We start from the raw sequence: 23,037 nt of genomic DNA on the forward strand, positions 1-23,037 counted from the left end.
CGGCCAAAGCGGCGGCGGCGAACGCGGCACCGCCGGGACGCCGCTGGATCGTGGTGCCGTCCACGGATCCGCTGACCGAAGAGGTGATTGCCGGGCTGCGCGCCCGCGGCGATCAGTGCCACGTGCTGCCCCAGCTCGGCATGCTCGTGAGCCTGCTCGCGGAGCCGGCGACGCTCGCCGGCGTGATTCACCTCGGCGACGCGGAGAGCCTGCGCGCGCTCGTTCAGGCGCTGCTGCGCCAGTCGGTGACCGCGCCCATCTACGCGATCACGCGCGGCGTCCATGCAGCGGACGCGTCGCGGACCGAGGCGTCGGTGGCGCAGGCCGCGGTGTGGGGCCTCGGCCGCACGCTCGCGGTCGAACATCCGGAGCTCTGGGGCGCACTGATCGACGCCGACGCGAACACCGGCGCGGCGGACGTCCTGTCGGCGATCGACGACGGCGGAGATGAAGATCAGCTGTCGCTGCGCAGCGGACGGCGGTACGCCGCGCGGCTGACGCCGCAGGCCGCTCCTTCCGCTGCGTTCGCCGGCTGCCGGCCCGACGCGTCGTATCTGATTACCGGCGGCCTCGGCGTGCTCGGGCTCGAGATCGGCAAGTGGCTCGCCGAGCAGGGCGCGCGGCACATCGTGCTCACCGGCCGCAGCCCGCTGCCGCCGCGCGAGGCGTGGGACTCGCTGCCCGAGGGCGGCGCCGACGCCGACGTCACCCGCAAGATTGCCGGCATTCGCGCGATCGAGTGGCTCGGCGCGACGGTGTACGTTGGCGCGTTCGACGCCGCCGACGAAGCCGCGGCGGCGGCGTTCTTCCGCAGCTTCGGGGACTCGATCCCGCCGCTGCGCGGCATCGTGCACGCCGCCGCGGCGATGGGCGCCGCGAAGCTGCACGACATGTCCGCCGCGTCGCTCGCCGGCATGATTCGTCCGAAGGCGGAAGGCGCGTGGGTCCTGTATCGCCTGACGCAGGACCTCGATCTCGACTTCTTCGTGCTCTTCTCCTCGATCTCGGCGCTCATCGGCACCGCCGATCTCGGGCACTATGCCGCGGCGAACAGCACGCTCGACGCGTTCGCCGAGTATCGCCGCGCCCGCGGTCTCACCGCGCTGAGCGTGAACTGGGGCGCATGGGAGAACCTGCGCGGCTCGGAGCAGCACAAGGACGTGTTCGCGCGCTCGGGCATGCGGCTGCTCGCCTCGCGCGCCGCGCTGGATCTGCTCGGACGTCTGATCGCCGCCAACGTCAGCCGCGCCGTCGTCGCCGACGTCGACTGGAACACGTTCAAGCCGGTGTACGAGACCCGCCGCCGGCGTCCCTTCCTCGATGTGGTGGGTGAGGCGGCGCCGGCGCCGGCACGCCCGGCGGCGACGCTGCGCGACGAACTCGCCGGCGTCGAGCCCGAACGCCAGCCGGACGTGATCCTCGCGCACGTGCGCGCGGCGGCGGCGGGCGTCCTCGGCCTGGCGGCGCGCCAGCTCGATCCGCAGCGCGGCTTCTTCGAGCTGGGCATGGATTCGCTGCTGTCGGTGGAGCTGCGCCGTCGTCTCGAGGCGGGCACCGGTCTCTCGCTCCCCGGAACGCTGACGTTCAAGTACCCGACCGTTGCCGCGGTCGCGGAATTCCTCGGCGGTGAGTTGATCGCGCGGCCGCCTGCCGTCGCCGTCCCGGCGGCTGGAGCCGCGGCGCAGACGCCGGCGGCGTCCGTCGATCCGGACGAGCTGACCGAGGATGATCTCGCGGCGCTGCTGGCGTCGAAGCTGGCGCAGATTCAGTGATGGCCGAGACCCCCCAGACGCCCGATCGCCGCGCGCTGCTCAAGGACGCGCTCCGCGCCGTCGAAGAGATGCAGGCGAAGCTCCAGGCGGCGGAGCGCGCCCGCACCGAACCGATCGCGGTCGTCGGCATCGGCTGCCGTTTCCCCGGCGGCGTGGACGGTCCGGAGGCGCTGTGGCAGCTGCTGCGCAACGGCGTCGACGCGGTGACGGAGGTGCCGGCGGATCGCTGGAGCGCGCAGCGCTATTTCGATCTGGATCCGGAGCTGGCCGCGGCGAAGCCGGTGCTGCACGGCGCGTTCCTCGACGGCGTCGATCGCTTCGACGCCGGGTTCTTCGGCATCTCGCGGCGCGAGGCCGTCAGCATGGATCCGCAGCACCGCCTGGTGCTCGAGGTGTGCTGGGAAGCGCTCGAGCACGCGGGGTACGCGCCGCGCTCGCTGAAGGACAGCCTCACCGGCGTCTTCGTCGGCATCACCGCGAGCGACTACTGGCAGCACCTGCGCGCCGCCGATCCGACGCGGCTCGACGTCTACATCGCCACCGGCAACTCGCACAACGCCGCGGCCGGCCGCGTCGCGTTCGCGCTCGGCCTGCAGGGGCCCGCCCTCGCCGTCGATACCGCCTGCTCGTCGTCGCTCTCGGCGGTGCACCTCGCCTGTCAGAGCCTGCGCGCCGGCGAGAGCCACCTCGCGCTCGCCGGGGGCGTGAACACCATCCACAACGCCGACTCGTTCTTCGCCTTCCACAAGTGGGGATTCATGGCGGCGGACGGGCGGTGCAAGACGTTCGACGCCTCGGCCGACGGGTTCGTGCGCGCCGAGGGCTGCGGCTTCGTCGTGCTGAAGCGGCTGTCGGACGCGATCGCAGACGACGACAGGATTCTGGCGGTGATTCGCGGCTCGGCGATGAACCAGGACGGCGCGACGAGCGGCTTCACCGTGCCGAACGGGCGCGCGCAGGAAGCGGTCATCCGCCAGGCGCTCGGCAACGGCGGCATCGCGCCGGCGTCGGTCGGCTACGTCGAGGCGCACGGCACCGGCACCTCGCTCGGCGATCCGATCGAGCTCGACGCGCTCGACGCGGTGCTCGGCGAAGGACGCCGGCCCGACCAGCCGCTCGTCGTCGGATCGCTGAAGACGAACTTCGGGCACATGGAGTCCGCCGCCGGCATCGCCGGCCTGATCAAGGTGATCCTCTCGCTGCAGCACGGGGAGATCCCGCCGCACCTGCATTTCAGATCGCTGAACCCGAAGGCAGCCGTGCGGCACGTGTCTCTCGTCGTGCCGACCGCGGCGCGTCCCTGGCCCGCCGGCGGCGCGCCGAGGATCGGGAGCGTCAGCTCGTTCGGGATCAGCGGCACCAATGCGCATGTGGTCGTGGAAGAGGCGCCGGCGCCGCGCGCGGCATCGGCAGCGCTCGAGCGCCCGCTGCACCTGCTCACGGTGACGGGACGTGACGAGCAGGCGCTGCGCGCCGCGGCGGCGCGGCTCGGCGCGCATCTGGCCGCCAACCCGGCGCTGCCGATCGCGGACGTCGCGTTCACCGCGAACGCCGGCCGGACGGCGCTGGCACGACGGGCGGCGATCACGGTGCGCACGATCGACGAGGCGCGTCGCGGCCTCGACGCCATCGCTCGAGGTGAGGGGGATCCGCGCGCGCTCCGCGGCGAGGCGGCGGTCGAAACCACGCCTCGTGTGGCCTTTCTGTTCACCGGCCAGGGAGCGCAATACGCCGGCATGGGCCGCGAGTTGTACGACTCGCAGCCCGCGTTCCGCGAGGCGCTGGATCGATGCGACGCGATTCTCCGCGCCGGGCTCGACGTGCCGCTGCTCGACATCCTCTACGGCGAGGCGTCCAGCCGGATCGACGAGACGCGCTACGCCCAGCCCGCGCTCTTTGCCGTCGAGTACGCGCTGGCGCGGATGTGGCAGTCCTGGGGAGTCACGCCCGCGCTGCTGCTGGGGCACAGCATCGGCGAGTACGTCGCCGCCTGCGTCGCCGGCGTGTTCAGCCTCGAGGACGCGCTCGGTCTCGTCGCGGCGCGCGGACGTCTGATGCAGGCCCTCCCCGCCGACGGCGCCATGGCGGCAGTGTGGGCGTCCGAGGAGGCAGTTCGCGCTCCACTGGCGGCAACCGGCGGCCGCGTGGCGCTCGCCGCCGTGAACGGGCCGTCGAGCGTCGTCGTCGCGGGGCCGGAGGTTGATGTCGCGCGGCTCTGCGAGCAGTGGAGCTCCGAGGGCGTGCGCACCAGGTCCCTGACCGTCTCGCACGCGTTCCACTCGCCGCTGATGGATCCGATGCTGGACGCGTTCGAGGCCGTCGCGGCGGACGTCACTTATGCGCGTCCGCGGATTGGCGTGATCTCGAACGTCACCGGCCGGCGCGCGACGGCGTCGGAACTGGGGACCGCGGCCTACTGGCGCGCCCACGTACGCGCGACGGTGCAGTTCGCCGCCGGCATGCAGGCGCTCGCCGACGACGGGATCACCGCGTTCATCGAGATCGGTCCCTCGGCGACGCTGCTCGGTCTCGGTCAGGCCTGCGCCGGCCACGGCGATGCGCTATGGCTGCCGTCGCTGCGGCGCGATCGCGACGCCTGGAGCACGCTGCTCGAATCGCTCGGCGGGCTGTTCGTGCGCGGCGCCGGGATCGACTGGAAAGGGTTCGACGCCGGCTACGCGCGCCGCAAGGTGGCGCTGCCGACGTATCCGTTCCAGCGCGAGCGCTACTGGGTGGACGCCAGGACCCCGGATGCCTCCACGCCGGTACAGGACGCGTTGTACGAGCTTCAGTGGCGTGAGGCGCCGCTTTCGTCCGCCGCCGGGAGCGGCGCGGCGCGCGCGTGGATTGTCCTCTCGGACGGCTCCGGCGTCGGCGATCGGCTCGCCGCGGCGCTCCTGAAGGTGGGATCTCCCGTCGTGATCGTCCGCCGCGGCGAGGACCCGGTCGCGGCAATCGAATCTGCCGTCCGGCAGCAGGCCGATCTCGGCGGCGTCGTCCACCTCTGGAGTCTCGATGCCGAGCCGAACGCGCAACTGACCGGCGACGCGCTGGCCATCGCGCAGCGCGACGGCGTCGAAACGTTCGTCACGGCGGCTCAGGCGCTGCTGCGAACCGGCGCGCGCGCGCGCGTGTTCAGCGTCACCCGCGGCGCCGCTCCGGCGCTGGGCGGCGCCGTGGCGCAATCGCCGATCTGGGGCGCGGCTCGCGTCATCGCGCTCGAGCATCCGGAGATCTGGGGCGGTTCGATCGACGTCGATCCGGCGGCGTCCGCGGACGACGCGGCGGCGGCGGTCCTGCGCGAGCTTGCCGCTGACGGGAACGACGAAGTCGCCTACCGGAGCGGCACGCGCCGCGCGCTCCGCCTGGCGCGTTCGACCGCAGCGGCGGTGAAGCCCGCGCAGATCCGGGCCGGTGTCACGTATCTCGTGACGGGCGGCGCGAGCGGCCTCGGCCTCGCCGTCGCGGAGTGGCTCGCCGCTGCCGGCGCGACGCACCTCGTGCTCACCTCGCGGCGCGGCCGCCCGGCGGCCGGCGACGCGCTTGCCGCGATCGAGGCGCTGGAACGCCGCGGCGTCAACCTGCGCGTGGTCAGCGCCGACGTGGCCGTTCGAGCGCAGATGGAAGCGGTGTTGCGCGAGATCGATGCGGCCGGCGCGCCGCTGGGCGGGGTGATTCACGCCGCCGGCGTGCTCCGCAATGACAGTGTCGGCGAGGTGACGACGGAGCAGGTGCGCGACGTCTGCCGTCCGAAGATCGCGGGCGCGTGGATCCTGCACGAGCTGACCCGCGGCCTGCCGCTCGACCTGTTCGTGCTGTTCTCGTCGGGCGCGGCGATCTGGGGCTCGCGCGGTCTGGTGCATTACGGCGCCGCGAACCAGTTTCTCGACGCCTTGTCGCACGCGCGGCGCGCCGAGGGCCTGCCGGCGACGAGCATCAACTGGGGCCCGTGGGCCGAGACCGGGATGGCCGACGCGGCGGGTCAGCGCCTCATGGCCCAGATGGGCGTCAGCGCGTTCGCGACGGCCGACGGCATCGCCGCCTTCGCGCACGCGTTGTCCACCGGCCTTCCGCAACTGGTCGCGGCGGCCGTGGACTGGCGCGTGTTCGGCCCGATCTACCGCTCACGCGCGCCGCGCCGGCTGCTCGACGAGCTCGCGCCGTCCGAGAGTCCTGAGCGCAGGACCGGCAGCGGGGATCTCGCCCGCCGGGTCGTGGCAGCGCTGCCCGGCGATCGCCGCGGCGTGTTGATCGAGGCGCTGCAGCAGCACGCGGGGGCCGTGCTCGCGGTCGAAGGAGCCGCGCCGGATCCGCGCAAGGGTCTCACCGAGCTCGGCATGGACTCGCTCATGGCGGTCGAGCTGCGCAACCGCCTGCAGCACGCGCTCGGCGTCGCGCTGGCGCCGACGCTGGCGTTCGACTGCCCGACGCTGGACGCCATGGCGGAGTACCTGCTCGGGCTGGTCGCGCCGGCCGCGGCTGCGCCGTCGCCCGAGCCGGCGCGCGCGAACGTGAAGGCGGCGCCGGGGCTCGACGCCGACGTGGCGCAGGTGGGGACGATGACGCAGGAGGAAGTGCGGGCGCTGCTCGCCGGCGAGCTCGCCGCGTTGTCGCTCGACGGAATCGGGGAGGACCAGGGGTGAGTCTGACGCCAGAGCAACAGGCGCTGATCGCGCTGCGCCGCCTGCGCGCGCGGGTCGAAGAGCTCGAAGGCAAGCGGGTCGAGCCGATCGCGGTGATCGGTCTCGGCTGCCGCTTCCCCGGCGGCGTGTCGACGCCGGAGGCGTATTGGCAGCTCCTGCGCGGCGGCATCGACGCCATCACCGAAGTGCCCGCCGACCGCTGGGACGTCGACGCCTACTACGACGCGGACTCCGACGCGCCGGGCAAGATGCACACCCGGCACGGCGGCTTCGTCCGCGATCTCGATCGCTTCGATTCGCAGTTCTTCGGCATTGCGCCGCGCGAAGCGATCAAGATGGATCCGCAGCAGCGGCTGCTCGTCGAGGTCGGCTGGGAGGCGCTGGAGCACGCCGGGCAGGCTCCCGATCGCCTGGCCGGCACGCGCACGGGCGTATTCCTCGGCATGTCGAGCAACGACTACGTGCAGCTGCTGCGCGAGGCGCTGCCCGACGATCTCGACGCCTACAATCTGACCGGCAACGCGGCGAACTTCGCGGCGGGGCGCATCTCGTATCTGCTCGGGCTGCAGGGGCCGAGCCTGACGGTCGACACCGCCTGCTCGTCGTCGCTCGTCGCCGTCCACCTGGCATGTCAGAGCCTGCGGCTCGGCGAGTCGCGTCTCGCGCTGGCGGGCGGCGCCAACGCCATCCTGGTGCCGGATCACAACGTGCTGCTCTCGAAGGCGCGCATGCTCGCGCCGGACGGGCGGTGCAAGACCTTCGACGCGGCTGCCGACGGCTACGTCCGCGGCGAGGGCTGCGGCATCGTCGTCCTCAAGCGGCTGAGCGACGCGCAGGCGGACGGCGATCGGATCCTCGCCATCATCCGCGGCACGGCGACGAACCAGGACGGCCGGAGCAGCGGGCTGACGGTGCCGAACGGCCCGGCGCAGGAAGCGCTGATCCGGGAGGCGATCGAGGCGAGCCGCATCGACGCCGCCGAGGTCGGCTACGTCGAGGCGCACGGCTCGGGCACGCCGCTCGGCGATCCGATCGAGATCCGGGCGTTGAACACTGCCCTGTGCGCGTCGCGCGATCGGTCGAAGGCGCTGCTCGTCGGGTCGGCGAAGACCAACGTCGGGCATCTCGAGGCTGCCGCCGGCATCGCGGGGCTGATGAAGGTGGTGCTCGCGCTGCAGCACGGGGAGATCCCGGCGCACCTGCACGTCGCGGAGCCGAACCCGCACATCAACTGGAACGACATTCCAATCGCGGTCGCGCGCGAGCGCCAGCCGTGGCCTGCGGCGTACTCGCGCCGGATCGCCGGCGTGAGCTCGTTCGGCGCCAGCGGCACGAACGCGCACGTGGTCGTCGAACAGGCGCCGGAGCCGCCGGCCCAGGCAGCGCCGCGCGGCGCCGAACTGCTGGTGCTCTCCGCCAAGTCGGCCGACGGGCTGCGCGATCTGGCGCGGCGCTGGAGCGACGACCTCGCGGCGAACCCGGGGCGCGGGCTCGTCGACGTGGCCTTCACCGCGGCCGCCGGCCGCGCGCACTTCGCGCACCGGTTTGCGGCGGTCGTGAAGTCGGGCGACGAGGCGTCGCGCGCGGTGTCGTCGTTCGTCGGCGGCGAGCCGGACGAGGCGGTGCGTGCGGCCGATGTGTCGGCGACGCTCCGTCCGCGCGTGGCGTTCCTCTATACGGGACAGGGCGCGCAGTACCTGGGGATGGGGCGCGAGCTGTACGCGGTACAGCCGGTGTTCCGGGAGGCGTTCGATCGCTGCGCGGCGTTCATCGGCCCGGTGCTGGGGCGCACGCTCGCCGAGATTCTGTTCGACGCAGCCGGCGACGCCGCGGCCGTCGACGAGACCGCCGTCACGCAGCCGGCGCTGTTCGCGATCGAGATTGCCCTGACCGAGCTGCTGCGTTCGTGGGGCATCGAACCCTCCGTGGTGCTCGGCCACAGCGTGGGCGGCTACGCCGCGGCGTGCGCTGCCGGCATCATGAGCGTCGAGGCCGCCGCGGCGCTGATTGCGGCCCGCGGCCGCCTGATGCAGGCGCTGCCGGCCGGCGGGGCCATGGCCGCGGTCTTTGCCACCGAGGACGTCGTCCGCGCGGCGATCGCGCCGCATCAGGACGCGGTCTCGATCGCCGCGATCAACGGCGACGACAGCCTCGTGATCTCGGGTGCGGGGACGGCGGTCGATGCGATCCTCGCCGCGCTGTCGTCGCGAGGCGTCCGGTCGCAGCGGCTGCGCGTCTCGCACGCGTTCCATTCGCCTCTCATGGCGCCGGTGCGCGCGGCGTTCGAGCAGGCGGCTTCGCGGCCGACGTATGCCGCGCCGCGCATCGCGTGCATCTCCGATCATTCCGGCCAGGTCCTGGGTGCGGGTGACGTGACCGCCGGCTACTGGACCTCGCACCTCTCGGATCCGGTCCGGTTCGCCGCCGCGCTCGACACGGCCTACGCGCGCGGCTGCCGCGTGTTCGTGGAAGTCGGGCCGACGCCGACGCTGTCGACGCTGGGCCGCCGGCGCCTGCCGGACGACACGATCTGGATCCCGACGCTGCGCCAGGGGCGCGGCGACTGGCCGCAGATGCTCGAGTGCGTCCGCGATCTCTATACCAGCGGCGCCGAGGTCGAATGGCCGGCGCTCTTCGCCGGGGTCGCCGCGCGCAAGGTCACGGCGCCGACCTATCCGTTCAAGAAGGATCGCTTCTGGGTCGAGATCGATCCGGCGAAGCGGGGGGCGCGGGCGACCGTGCCTGCCGAACCGTGGCGCGAGTGGCTCTACGACCTCGAGTGGCAGCCGAAGCCGTCGGCCGGCTCGACCTCGCTGCCGCTGCAGATCGCGCCGGCTGTGGATCTGGCGGGCCGGGCAGTGGCCAAGGCGGACGGTCTCGCATCGCAGCACGGCCTCGGCACCTACTGGTCGATGAAACCGCAGCTGGATCGGATGTGCGCGGACTACGTCGCGCGCGCCTTCGCCCAGCTCGGATGGGACTTCCAGCGCGAAACCACCGTCGCCGTCGACGCGCTGCGGCAGCGTATGGGCGTGCTCGATCGCCATGCGCGGCTCTTCGGCCGGATGTTCGAGATCCTCGCCGAGGACGGGCTGCTCGCGCGGACGGCGTCCGGCTGGTCGGTGGCCTCGGTGCCCGCGCCGGCCGATCCCGATGCCCAGGCCGCGCGCCTGCTCTCCACGTATCCCGAGTACGGCGGGGAGATCGCGCTGGCCTCGCGCTGCGCGCGCGAGCTGGCCGACGTGCTGCGCGGCCGCGCCAACGCGATGGAACTGCTGTTCCCGCAGGGCTCGCTCGATCAACTCGAGCGCGTCTATCAGGACGCGCCCGGCTCGCGCGTGTTCAACAGCCTGCTGCGCGAGACGCTCCAGTCCGCGCTCGCCGGCGCCCCGCGGCGGCGCGCGATCCGCATCCTCGAGATCGGCGCCGGCACCGGCAGCACCGCCGCCTACCTGCTGCCGGCGCTCGATCCGAAGCGGGCGCGCTACACGTTCACCGATCTCTCGAACGCGTTCCTCTCGCGGGCGCGCGAGAAGTTCGCGGCGTTTCCGTTCGTCGATTACCGGTTGTTCGACGTCAGCCAGGATCCGGCGGCGCAGGGATTCGAGGCGGGATCGTTCGACGTCATCGTCGCGTCGCACGTTCTCCACGCGACGCCGGACCTGCGGCGGACGATCGCCAACGTCAGCTCGCTGCTGGCGCCCGGCGGTCTGCTGATGCTGCTCGAAAGCACCGCGCGCACGCGGTTCCTCGACCTCACGTTCGGCATGACCGACGGCTGGTGGAACTTCACCGACACGGACGTCCGTCCCGGCTCGGCCCTCGCCGACGCCGCCACCTGGACGTCGCTGCTGCACGCGAACGGATTCTCCCAGACCGCGCTGGCCGGCAATCTCGTGCAGGGACACGACACCGGGGCGGCGGTGATTCTCGGCCGGCGTGACGACGCCGCGGCGCTGCCGCGCGCCGTGTCCGCGGATCCTACGCGCTGGCTGATCCTCGCCGACGCCGGCGGCACCGGCGATCGCCTGGCGGCGGTCATCGCCGCGCGCGGCGGCCGCTGTGCGATCGTGCGTGCCGGCGCCGCGTTCGCGCGCCACGGGGCCGATGCGTTCACCGCCAATCCGCTGCGTCGCGACGACATCGATCGCGTCCTTGCCGCCGTGTCACCGGCGCCGCCCGGCGGCATCGTGCACCTGTGGGGCCTGGACGAATCGCTCGCTGCCGCGGACACGGCCGAGCAGATCGATCTCGCGGCACAACGGGCGTGCGGCAGCGTGCTGCACCTGGTACACTCGTTGGCTGCTTCCCCAAGTGGTTCAGCGCCGCTGACCGTGGTCACCCGCGGCGCGCAGGCCGTCGCGCCCGCCGGCGCCGGCGGCCCGGCGGCGGTGTCTCCCGCGCAGGCGATGGTCTGGGGCTTCAGCCGCGTCGTCGCACGGGAACTGCCGGAGCTGCGCTTCACCTGCGTCGATCTCGATGCCGCCGCGCCCGACCGCGGCGACGAGCTGGAAGCGCTGTACGACGACGTGCTGACCGCGTCGCTGGATGAGAACCAGCTCGCGCTGCGCGCCGGAGAGCGCCTCGCGCTGCGGCTCGCGCCGGGGGCGGCGAGGAAGGCGCCGGCGCCGCGCGAGGACGGCCTGTTCCATCCCGATGGCGCGTATCTCGTCACCGGCGGTCTCGCCGGCGTCGGGTTGCTGGTCGCGGAACACATGGTGGCGCATGGCGCGCGGCGTCTGCTGCTGCTCGGGCGCACCGCGCCGTCCGCGGCGGCGCGCGAGACGATCGCGGCGATGGAGCGCGCCGGCGCCCGCGTCGACGTCACGCTGGTGAGCGTGTCGGATCGCGCGGCGGTGACGCGGATCATCGGCGAGCTGACGGCGGATGGCACGCCGCTCCGCGGCGTGATGCACTCCGCCGGCACCGTGGACGACGGCGTGGTGTCGCAGCAGACGTGGGATCGCTTCCGCACGGTGATGGAGGCGAAGGTGCAGGGGGCGTGGAACCTGCATGCCGCGACCGAACACCTGGCGCTGGACTTCTTCGTGCTGTTCTCGACCAGCGCGGCGGTGCTCGGGCCGGCGGGCCAGAGCAATCACGCGGCGGTGAACGCCTTCATGGATGCGCTGGCGCATCACCGGCGCGCGCGCGGGCTGCCGGCCCTGAGCATCAACTGGGGGCCGTGGAGCCAGGTAGGCGCGGCGGCGCGCGCCGGCGCGGCCGATCGCGGCGAGGCGCTGGGGCTCGGATCGATCGATCCGCGCAGCGGCCTGGTCGTGCTCGACCACTTGATCGGCGCCGGCGTCGCGCAGACCGTCGTCGTCAACGCGGACTGGCGCCGGTTGCTCGCGCCGTCCGCGGGCTGGCGCCCCGCGCTGCTGCGGGATCTCGAGCCGGCGCAGGCCCCGGCGGCTGCCGCGGCGGCCGAACCGGCGCGGCCGGCGTTCATGCAGGAGCTCGAGGCGGCGCCGCCACTCAAGAAATGGCCGCTGCTGCTGTCGCACGTGGCGGACGTGGCGGGACGCGTGCTCGGACTGGATCCGGCGGGGCTCGACGCGCGGCAGGGGCTCCGCGATCTCGGCCTCGATTCGCTGATGGCGCTCGAGCTGCGCAACCGGCTGCAGCGCTCGATCGCGCGCTCGCTGCGATCGACGCTGGCCTTCGACTATCCGACGATCGACGCGATTGCCAGGCACATCGCCGTCGACGTACTGGAGCTGGAAATGGAATCGACTGCCGCGGCGCCGCCCGCCGCCGCGGTCGAAGCGAGCGCCACGGGAGTCGGCGATCTCCTGCTGGACATCGAGAACCTCTCGGACGAAGAGGTCGACAAGCTGTTCGCCTCGCGAGTGACGGGCCCGGGTGCTTAAATGAACGAGTTCCTCGAACGCATTTCCAAGCTGCCGCCGAAGCGGCTCGCGCTGCTCGCGCTCGAGCTGCGCACCCGCCTCGATCAGGCGGAGCAGACCCGGCACGATCCGATCGCGATCGTCGGCCTCGGCTGCCGCGTGCCGGGCGGGGCGGGCGACCCGCGCGCGTTCTGGGAGATGCTGCGCGACGGCGTCGACGCGGTGCGCGAGATCCCCGCCGACCGGTGGGACGTCGAAGGCTGCTACGACGCCGATCCGGACGCGCCGGGAAAGATGTACGTCCGCGAGGGCGGGTTCCTCGACGGCCTCGATCTCTTCGATCCGCACTTCTTCGGCATCGCGCCGCGCGAAGTTCCGACGCTCGATCCGCAGCAGCGGCTGCTGATGGAAGTGACGTGGGAGGCGCTCGAGCACGCCGGCCAGCCGATCGACCACCTGTTCGGCAGCCAGACCGGCGTGTTCGTCGGCATTTCGAGCAACGACTACCTGCACCTGCAGACGCGAGGCGGCAACCTCGCGCAGCTCGAGACCTACGTCGGCACCGGCAACGCCTCGAGCGTCGCGGCCGGGCGGCTCTCCTATCTGCTCGGGCTGCACGGTCCGGCCGTGTCGGTGGACACCGCCTGCTCGTCGTCGCTGGTGGCGCTGCACCTGGCGTGTCAGAGCCTCTCCAGCGGCGAGTGCCGCATGGCGATCGCCGCCGGCGTGAACGTGATCCTCGGGCCCGAGGCGAACGTGGTGCTGTCGCGCGCGCACATGCTGGCGCCGGACGGCCGCTGCAAGACGTTCGATGCGTCCGCGGACGGGTTCGGCCGCAGCGAAGGCTGCGGCGTGGTGATCCTCAAGCGGCTCAGCGAGGCCCAGGCGGACGGCGATCGGGTGCTCGCCGTGATCCGCGGCTCGGCGGTCAACCAGGACGGCCGCAGCAGCGGCATCACCGCGCCCAACGGCGTCGCGCAGGAGGCGTTGATCCGTCAGGCGCTCGCCAAGGCGCGCGTCGAGCCGGCCCACGTCGGCTACGTCGAAGCCCACGGCACCGGGACGACGCTCGGGGATCCGATCGAGATCCTCGCGCTCGCCAACGTCCTTCGCGAAGGACGGCCGGCCGACCGGCCGGTGCTCGTCGGTTCGGTGAAGACCAACGTCGGGCATCTGGAAGCCGCGGCGGGAATCACCGGACTGATCAAGGTGGTGCTGTCGATGGTGGAGGGGGAGATCCCTCCGCACATCCACTTCAAGACCCCCAACCCGCACATTCCCTGGGCCGAGCTGCCGATCGTGATCCCGACGAAGGCGACCCCGTGGCCCGAGATCGAAGGCCGCCGCATCGCCGGCCTGAGCTCGTTCGGCTTCAGCGGCACCAACGCGCACATCGTGATCGAAGGCGCGTCCGCCTCCGCGCCCTCGGGGCGCGCCGGCGACGCGGCCGCACCGGATTCAGACGCGGCGGAGCGGCCCCGGCACATCCTGACGCTGTCGGCGCGAACCGAGGCGGCGCTGGATGCGCTCGCGGCGCGCTATGCGACGTTCCTGGAGACGACGAAGGAGCCGCTCGCCGACGTCTGCTACACGGCGAATGCGGGGCGCGCGCACTTCGCGCACCGCCTGGCGGTCGCCGGAGCCGACGCCCCCGACGTCCGTCGCAAGCTGCTCGCGGACAGCGAGACGATTCGCGGCAAGGTCAGCGGCGTGGTCGCGCCGCCGGTGGCGTTTCTGTTCACCGGACAGGGATCGCAATACGCCGGCATGGGGCGCGAGCTGTACGACACGCAGCCTGCCTTCCGCGCCGCCCTCGATCGCTGTGACGCGCTGCTCCGCACGGAGCTCGACGTGCCGCTGCTGTCCGTGCTGTACCCGGCGGACGGCGCGTCCTCGCCCATTGACGAGACGCGTTACACGCAGCCGGCGCTGTTCGCGCTGGAATACGCGCTCGCCGAGATGTGGCAGTCGTGGGGCGTGCTGCCGTCGCTCGTCATCGGCCACAGCGTCGGCGAGTACGTTGCCGCGTGCATCGCCGGCGTCATGACGCTGGAAGACGCGCTGAAGCTCATCGCCGCGCGCGGACGCCTGATGCAGGCGCTGCCGGCGGGGGGCGCGATGGCGGCGGTGTGGGCGGGCGAAGCGGCGGTCCGCGACGCGATCGCGCCGGTCGCCGCGCGTGTGTCGATCGCGGCGGTCAACGGTCCGGCGAGCGTGGTGGTGGCCGGTCCGCAGGCGGACGTGGCGGCGCTCTGCGAGTCGTGGAAGGCCGCAGGCATCCGCACCCAGGCGCTGACCGTGTCGCACGCGTTCCATTCGCCGCTGATGGATCCGATGCTCGACGAGTTCGAGCGGATCGCGGCGTCGATCACGTATTCGCGCCCGCGGATCGGCGTCATCTCCAACGTCACCGGGCGGCGCGCCGCGCCGGACGAGCTGAGCCAGCCGTCGTACTGGCGGCGGCACGTGCGCGGCACGGTACAGTTCGCCGCCGGCATGCAGGCGCTCGCCGCCGAAGGCGCGCGCGTGTTCCTCGAAATCGGCCCGGCCGCCACGCTGCTCGGCCTCGGGCAGGGCTGCGTCCCGGTGGACGAGGCGGCGTGGCTGCCGTCGCTGCGCAAGGATCGCGGCGCATGGGACACGCTGCTGGCGTCGCTCGGTGCGCTGTATGTGCGCGGCGTCGACGTGCAGTGGAAGGCGTTCGAGTCGGGCTATGCGCGGCGCAAGGTGGCGCTGCCGACGTACCCGTTCCAGCGTGAGCACTACTGGCTGGACAAGGCGGCGCTGGCCGCCGCGTCGAGCGCCGGGACCTCCGCGGACGTGCATCCGCTGATCGGCCGCCGCATCGCGTCGCCCATCAAAGAGATCATCTTCGAAGGCAGGATCGATCCGGCGACGCTGCCGTTCCTCGCCGATCATCGCGTCTTCGGCTCCGCCGTCTTCCCGGCGACCGGCGCACTCGAGATGGCGATCGCCGCGGCCGAGGAAGCGTTCGGCGCCGGAACGACCGCGGTCGAGCACCTCTCCATCGCCGAGCCGCTGGTGCTCGCCGAGGGGGAGCGGCACATCGCGCAGGTGGTGCTCACGCCCGACGGCGCCGCTTCCGGGACGTTCCAGTTCTTCAGCCGTCCGGACGGACACGGCAAGGGGGAGGCGCCGTGGCGCCTGCACGCGACCGCGGCGATCAAGCCGCAGCCCGCGGCGGCGCCGGCTGGCGAGGCGCTCGACGCGGTGCGCGCACGCTGCTCTCAGGCGCAGCCCGTCGACGCGTATTACGAGCTGCTTCGCGGCACCGGCATGGATTACGGCCGCAGCTTCCAGGGCATCACGCAGCTCTGGCGCGGTCGCGGCGAAGCGCTGGCGGAGATCCGGCTGCCCGATGGCGTGGCGGAGGGGGGATTCCACCTGCATCCCGCGCTCGCGGATGCCTGCTTCCAGATCCTCGGCGCGGCGCTGCCCGCCGAGGCGGCCGCCGATCCCGACGCGGTGTATCTGCTCGTCGACATCGACCGGCTGGCGCGCCATGGCGCGGCGCAGCCGGCGTGGAGCCACGTCCGCGTGCGCGACACGGGATCGAGTGAAACGCTCGTGGCCGACTTCCGGCTGTTCGATGCCGCCGGCGCCGTGCTCGCCGACGTCAGCGGTCTGCGCCTGAAGCGCGCCAGCCGCGACGCGCTGCGCGCCGCGGCGCGCGCCGGCGCCGGAGACTGGTTCTACCGGGTCGCCTGGAAACCGGCGGTCCGCCCGGCGTCGAATGCGAGCCCGGCGTCCACCTCCTGGCTCGTCCTCGGCGAGCCGGCGATGACGAACGCGGTCGCCGCGCGGCTGACCGCGCGCGGCGATGCGGTCCGGCAAGCCGCCGCGCTCGACGACGCCGACGTCACCGGTTCGGCCAACATCCTCGACCTCCGCGCGTTGTCGCGGCGCGACGGGGAAGACGCCGCGTCGACACACGAGGAGATCCGCCGGACGTGCAGCGGCCTGCTCGCGCTCGTGCAGGCGGTGGCCCGATCCTCGGCGAGCGGCAAGCCCCGCCTGTGGATCGCCACGCGCGGCGCACAGGTGGTGGAGTCCGGCGCGCCGTCGCTCGCGCAGGCGTCGATCTGGGGCTTCGCGCGCACGCTTCGCCTCGAGCATCCCGAACTGCAGTCGGTGACGATCGATCTCGATCCGGCTGCTGCCGACGTGTCGGCGGACCTGGCGGCGGAGATCGCCTCTGCCGGAAGCGAGGATCAGATCGCGATCCGCGGCAGCCGCCGCTACGTCGCGCGGCTGCAGCGTGCGGCGCGGGCGACGACGGACGCCGGCCGGCCCGGTGCCGTCGAACTGACGATTCCGGTCCGCGGCATCCTCGACAATCTCGAGCTGAAACCGCTGGCGCGCCGCGCGCCCGGCCCCGGCGAGGTCGAAATCGAGGTCGCGGCGGCGGGACTCAACTTCCGCGACGTGCTGAATGCGCTCGGCATGTACCCCGGGGACGCCGGGGCGCTGGGCAACGAATGCGTCGGACGCGTGTCGGCGGTCGGTGCCGGTGTGACCAGCGTGACCGTGGGGCAGGACGTCATCGCGATGGGCGGCGGCACGCTGAGCTCGTACGCGACGACCATCGCGGATTACGTCGCGCCGCGTCCCTCGCGCCTGACCGCCGAGGAAGCCGCCACCATACCGGTGACGTATCTCACCGCCGGCTACGCGCTCGACCAGCTCGCCGGGATGAAGCGCGGCGATCGCGTGCTGATTCACGCCGCGGCCGGCGGCGTCGGCCTCGCCGCCGTGCAGCTGGCGCAGCGCGCCGGCGCCGAGATCTTCGCCACCGCCGGCAGCGACGAGAAGCGGCAGTACCTGGCGTCGCTCGGCATCCGCCACATCATGAGCTCGCGGACGCTCGACTTCGCGTCCGAGATCCTCGCCCGCACCAACGGCGAAGGGATCGACATCGTCCTCAATTCGCTGGCCGGCGACTTCATCCCGGAGAGCCTGCGCACGCTGCGCGCCGGCGGGCGGTTCCTCGAGATCGGCAAGACCGGGATCTGGACCGCCGAGCAGATGCGGGCGGCCCGCCCCGACGTGGCCTACCACGCCATCTACCTCGGCGACGTCGACACTGCGATCGTGCAGTCGATGATGCGCGATCTCGTCGCCGCGTTCGACCGCGGCGAGCTGAAGCCGCTGCCGTACCGCGTCTTCCCGCTCACCGAGGCCGCCGACGCGTTCCGCTTCATGGCGCAGGCCAGGCACATCGGCAAGGTCGTGCTCGTTCCGCCCGCTGCGGCAACGGCGTCCGCCCCCGCCGTCCGCGCCGACGCGAGCTATCTGATTACGGGCGGCCTCGGCGCGCTGGGGCTGCACATCGCCCGCGGCCTGGTCGAGGCGGGCGCGCGGCATCTCGTGTTGATGGGACGCCGCGAGCCCGGCGATCCGGCGCTTGCGGCAATCCGCTCGCTCGAAGCGGCGGGGGCACGCGTCGCCGTCGTCCGCGGCGACATCTCGCGCCGGCAGGACGTCGCCGCGGCGCTCGGCCGCGCCAATGCCATGGCGCCGCTCCGCGGCGTCGTGCACTCCGCCGGCGTGCTCGCCGATGCGGTGGTCGCGGAACAGAGCGCCGAAAAGTTCGACGCGGTGTTCGCGCCGAAGGTGCTCGGCGCGCTCCACCTGCACGAGTTGACGGCAGACACGCCGCTCGACTTCTTCGCGCTGTTCTCGTCCACGGCCGCGGTGCTCGGATCGCCGGGACAGGTGAACTATTCCGCCGCCAACGCGGCGCTCGACGCGCTCGCGCTGCGGCGCGCGGCGGAAGGGCTGCCGGCGATCAGCATCAACTGGGGACCGTGGGCGGACGGCGGCATGATCGCGTCGCTCAGGGAGCAGGATCGTTCGCGCGTCAGCCGCAGCGGGCTGCTCAGCCTCTCGCCGGAGCAGGGCGTGTCTGCGTTCCTGCACGTGCTGTCGCGGACGGATCCGCAGATCACGGTGCTGCCCGCCGACTGGAAGCGCGTCGGCGACGCGGCGGGAGACGACGTGCCGCCGATGCTCGCGGATCTCGTCCGCCGTCCCGCGTCACGCGCGGCGGCCCCGCAGGCGGCGAGCGGCGGCTTCGTCGCCGAGCTCGATCGCATGCCGGCGGGCCGCCGCCGGAGCGCCGTGCAGGCGCACGTGCGCGAGCAGGTGGTGCAGGTGCTCGGTATCGGGAGCTCCACCGCGGTCGACGTGACCCAGGGATTGCGCGATCTCGGGATGGACTCGCTGATGGCGGTCGAGCTGCGCAACCGCCTGCAGCGCAGCATCGGCCGGGCGCTGCCCTCGACCCTGGCGTTCGACTGCCCGACCGTCGAGGCGCTGACGTCGTATCTCGTGAAGGACGTCCTGAACCTCTCGCAGGCGTCGGCTGCCGTGCAGGAGCCGGCCGCGCCGGCGCCGGCGTCGTTCGACGAACCGATCGCGATCGTCGGGATGGGCCTGCGTCTGCCGGGCGATGCCGACACGCCGGAGAAATACTGGGACCTGCTGCGCGGCGGCGTCGACGCCATCTCCGAAGTCCCCAGGGATCGCTGGGACATCGACGCCTACTACGATCCGGATCCGGCGCAGCCCGGCAAGATGTACACGCGCGACGGCGGGTTCGTGCGCGACGTGGACCGCTTCGACCCGGCCTTCTTCGGCATCTCGCCGCGCGAGGCGGTCAGCCTCGATCCGCAGCAGCGGCTGCTGCTGGAAGTCGCGTGGGAAGCGCTCGAGCGCGCCGGCCAGGCGCCCGAAAAGCTCGTCGGCACGCGCAGCGGCGTCTTCGTCGGCATCAGCACCCAGGACTACGGGCAGATGTTCGCGAAGATCAACGATCCGTCGCGGCTCGACGCCTATGTCGGCACCGGCAATTCGCTGAGCGTCGCCGCCGGGCGGCTGTCGTACGTGCTCGGCCTGCAGGGGCCGAGCATGGCGATCGACACCGCGTGCTCGTCGTCGCTCGTCGCCATCCATCTCGCCTGCAGCAGTCTGCGCAACCGCGAATGCGAGCTGGCGCTCGCCGGCGGCGTCAACCTGATCCTCACGCCCGAGCTGACGATCAACTTCTGCCGCGCGCGCATGCTGGCGCCGAACGGCCGGTGCAAGACCTTCGACGCGGCGGCCGACGGCTACGTCCGCGGCGAAGGGGCGGGGATGATCGTCCTCAAGCGGCTGAGCGACGCCGTCGCCGCGAACGATCGCATCCTCGCGGTCATCCGCGGATCGGCGGTCAATCAGGACGGGCGCAGCAGCGGTCTCACGGTGCCGAACGGCCCGGCGCAGCAGGCGCTGCTGCGGGAGGCGCTGGCGGCCGCGCGCGTGAGCCCTGAGGACGTCGGCTACATCGAGGCGCACGGCACCGGCACGTCGCTGGGCGATCCGATCGAGCTGCAGGCGGTGGCGGAAGTGTTCGGCGCCGCGCACAGCCCGGAACGGCCGCTGGTCGTCGGTTCGGTGAAGACCAACTTCGGCCACCTCGAGGCCGCCGCCGGCATCGCCGGCGTCGCGAAGGTGGTGCTCGCGCTGCAGCACGGCGAGATCCCGCCGCATCTGCACTTCACGGAGATGAACCCGCACATCGAGACCGGCGGCGCGCCGATTGTCATCCCGACCGCGCCGATGCCGTGGCCGGCGGCGAAGGACGCTGGCACGCAGCGGGTTGCCGGGGTGAGCTCGTTCGGCTTCGGCGGCACCAACGCGCACATCGTGCTGTCCGCCTTCGCCCCTGCATCCGTGGAGGGCTACGGCGAGACGGCCGCGTTGCATTCAGACGCAGCCGGCCCCGAGCGTAGTCTGCATATCGCCGTGCTCTCGGCGAAGAACGACGCGGCGCTGGGCGCAACCGCTGCGGCGGTGGCGGCCGCCCTCGAGAACGACGCGTCGCTGTCCGCCGCGGACGCGGCGTTCACCCTGAACACGGGGCGCTCGCCGTTCAGTCACCGCGCCGCGGTCCTGGCGAAAGACCGCACGGACCTCGCGGCGGCGTTCGGCACGATTGCCGAGGGCAAGACCTCTCCGAACGTCGCGCGGGGCATAGTCGACGGCGACGAACAACCCGCCGTCGCCTTCCTCTTCACCGGCCAGGGATCGCAGTATCCCGGCATGGCGCGGACGCTCTACGAGACCCAGCCGGTGTTCCGCGCCGAGCTGGATCGCTGCGATGCACTGCTCGCGCCGGAGCTCGGGCGCTCGATCCTCTCGATCGTGCATCCCGCTGTGGACGACGGGGCGCTGGTCGAGACGCGGTTCACGCAGCCGGCGCTGTTCGCCGTCGAGTATGCGCTGGCGCAGCTGTGGCGCTCGTGGGGGATCGAGCCCGCGGCGGTCATGGGGCACAGTCTGGGCGAGTACGTGGCCGCGTGCGTGGCCGGCGTCGTGAGCCTGGAGGACGGCCTGCGGATCGCGGCGACGCGCGGACGCCTGATGCAGGCGCTGTCAGCGCCGGGCGCGATGGCGGCGGTGTTCGCCGACGAAGCCGCCGTGCGGACGGCGATCGCGCCGCACGCCGCGTCGGTGTCGATCGCGGCGCTGAACGGACCGGGGAACACGGTAATCTCCGGCGCCGCGGAGGCGGTCGCCGCCATCGTCGCGCAGCTCGAGAAGGAGGGCGTCCGCGCCACGCGGCTCGAGGTCTCGCACGCCTTCCACTCGCCGCTGATGGAGCCGATGCTCGACGAGTTCGAGCGGGTGCTCTCCGGAATGACGTGGCATCCGGCGCGGATCCCGGTGGTGTCGAACGTCACCGGCAGCGTCGCGGCCGACGCGGAGCTCGCGGATCCGGCCTACTGGCGGAAGCACGCCCGCGAGGCGGTGCGGTTCGGCGACGGGATTCTCGCGCTGCACGAGCAGGGATGCCGGGTATTCCTCGAGGTCGGCCCGTCGCCGACGCTGCTGGCCATGGGACGGCGCGCCGCGGGGGATCGGGAGGCGCTGTGGGTGCCCTCGCTCCGCAAGGGGCGCGACGACTGGGAGCAGATGCTCGAGACGGCGGCCGCGCTGTACGTCAACGGCGTGGCCATCGACTGGGCCGGCTTCGATGCGCCGTACCGGCGCGAGAAGGTGGTGCTGCCGACGTATGCGTTCCAGCGGCAGCGCTACTGGATCGAGACCGGGCCGGCGGCGCCCGTCCCGGCGGCGGCACCGCAGGTGTTCGTCGACGTCGACGCCGCCGCGCGGCGGCAGTCGTTCGAAGGCCCGCTCGATCTCGCGCTCCACACCTACGACGGCAAGTGGCGCGCGCTCGAGGAGCTGACCACCGCCTACATCGTGAACGCCTTCGTCGCGCTGGGCGCCTTCACGCGCGCGGGCGATCGTCAGGATCAGGACACGCTGATCGAGCGGTTCGCGGTTACCCCGACCTACCGCAAGCTGCTCGGCCGGTGGCTGTCGCGGCTGGCGCTGGAAGGCCTGCTGCGCGCCGACGGCGCCGCGTTCGTCGCCGATGCGCCGTTGCCGCGCCGTGACGTCGACGCGCTGTGGGCGGCGGCGGCGGATCTCGCGGACGTGCCGTTCCTGAAGGAGTACATCCAGCGCTCCGGCGGCGCGCTCGCCGCCGTGATCACCGGCAAGGCCAGCTCCGTCGAAACCCTGTTCCCGGACGGCCGCCTCGACATCGCCGAGGGCCTGTACGAGCGTTCCGCCCCCTCGCGCTACATCAACGGGCTGGCGCGTTCGGCCGTCGCCGCGTTCGTCAACGCCCGGCGCGGCCGGACGATCAACCTGCTGGAGCTCGGCGCCGGCACCGGCGGCACCACGTCGTCGATGCTGCCGGCGCTGCCGGCCGGCGGCGCGCAGTACTGGTTCACCGACGTGTCGGACTTCTTCCTCAAGCGCGCCGAAGGGAAGTTCGCCGCGTTCGATTTCGTCCGCTACGGGCTGCTCAACATCGAGGAGGAGCCGCAGGGGCAGGGCTATCCGGCGCACTTCTTCGACGTCGTGCTCGCCGCCAACGTGCTGCACGCGACGAGCGACCTGCGGCGGACCATCGCGCACGCGCGCTCGCTGATCGCGCCCGGCGGCATCCTCGTGCTGTGCGAAGACACGAGCTATCACTCGTTCTTCGACATCACGATCGCGCTGATGGACGGCTGGCAGCGCTTCGGCGACGATCTCCGCGGCGATCATCCGCTGGTCGCGGCGGAGACGTGGAAGCAGGCGCTCGCGGACGGCGGCTTCGATCTCGCCGTCGCGTATCCGGAGCAGGACTGCCCGGCGGCGATCATGGGGCAGTCGGTGATCATCGCGCGGGCGCCGCTCTCGGGCGCTGCCGCGGACGGCGCCAGCCTCGACGAGTTCACCCGGGCGATCGAGGCGCGGCGCGGCGGGTCGACCGGCGCCGACGCGGCGCGCGACGCCGAGGCGCTGCGGCTGCGGCTGGCGGAAGCGCTGCCCACCGAACAGGAAGAGATTCTCGTCGAGTTCGTGCGCGGCCACGTCGCCGGCGTGCTGCGGCTCGATCCCTCGGCGATCCCGGAGCGGCGGCAGCGGCTGATGGATCTCGGCCTCGATTCGCTGATGGCGGTCGAGCTGCGCAACCGGCTGGCGACGGGCGTCGGCGGCGGCATCGCGATCCCGGCGACGCTGATGTTCGACTATCCGACGATCGAAGCGATCGCCCGCTATCTGCGGCGGCAGGTGCTGGGGCCCGAGACCCCGGCGCCCGAGGCGGCGGCCGCCGCCGACGCGGCGCTGGCAGCGGCGAAGATCGCCGAGCTGTCGGACGAAGAAGCCGAAGCGCTGCTGATTCAGAAACTGGAGAGCTTGTAAGCC

Annotated in this window: 4 protein-coding genes (1 of these 4 only partly in view); all 4 read left to right on the forward strand. The window is 72.7% G+C overall.

Annotated elements, in window-relative coordinates; all coding sequences use genetic code 11:
- Tightly spaced (each overlapping or abutting the next), the 4 genes in view from VFK57_06300 to VFK57_06315 form a layout consistent with a single transcriptional unit that may run on beyond the window.
- Positions 1–1,772 carry the 3' end of an SDR family NAD(P)-dependent oxidoreductase gene (locus VFK57_06300; GenBank protein HET7695301.1) on the forward strand. 9,157 nt of this gene lie to the left of the window's left edge, so the window shows 1,772 of its 10,929 coding nt (coding positions 9,158–10,929); its start codon lies beyond the left edge, outside the window; the stop codon is at positions 1,770–1,772.
- The gene (locus VFK57_06305; GenBank protein ID HET7695302.1) at positions 1,772–6,415 is read left to right on the forward strand and encodes a type I polyketide synthase; all 4,644 of its coding nucleotides are present in this window, start codon (positions 1,772–1,774) and stop codon (positions 6,413–6,415) included. Before VFK57_06300 ends, VFK57_06305 begins: the two co-directional genes overlap by 1 nt.
- Positions 6,412–12,288: an SDR family NAD(P)-dependent oxidoreductase gene (locus VFK57_06310; protein HET7695303.1), complete on the forward strand. Its 5,877-nt coding sequence runs from the start codon at positions 6,412–6,414 to the stop codon at positions 12,286–12,288. The genes VFK57_06305 and VFK57_06310 overlap by 4 nt, the downstream gene beginning before the upstream one ends.
- Positions 12,289–23,034, forward strand: a complete 10,746-nt coding sequence (locus VFK57_06315) for an SDR family NAD(P)-dependent oxidoreductase (GenBank protein HET7695304.1) — start codon at positions 12,289–12,291, stop codon at positions 23,032–23,034.
- Positions 23,035–23,037: the final 3 nt, after the last annotated feature.

The sequence above is a fragment of the Vicinamibacterales bacterium genome (assembly GCA_035699745.1).
In the GTDB taxonomy this organism is placed as follows: domain Bacteria; phylum Acidobacteriota; class Vicinamibacteria; order Vicinamibacterales; family 2-12-FULL-66-21; genus JAICSD01.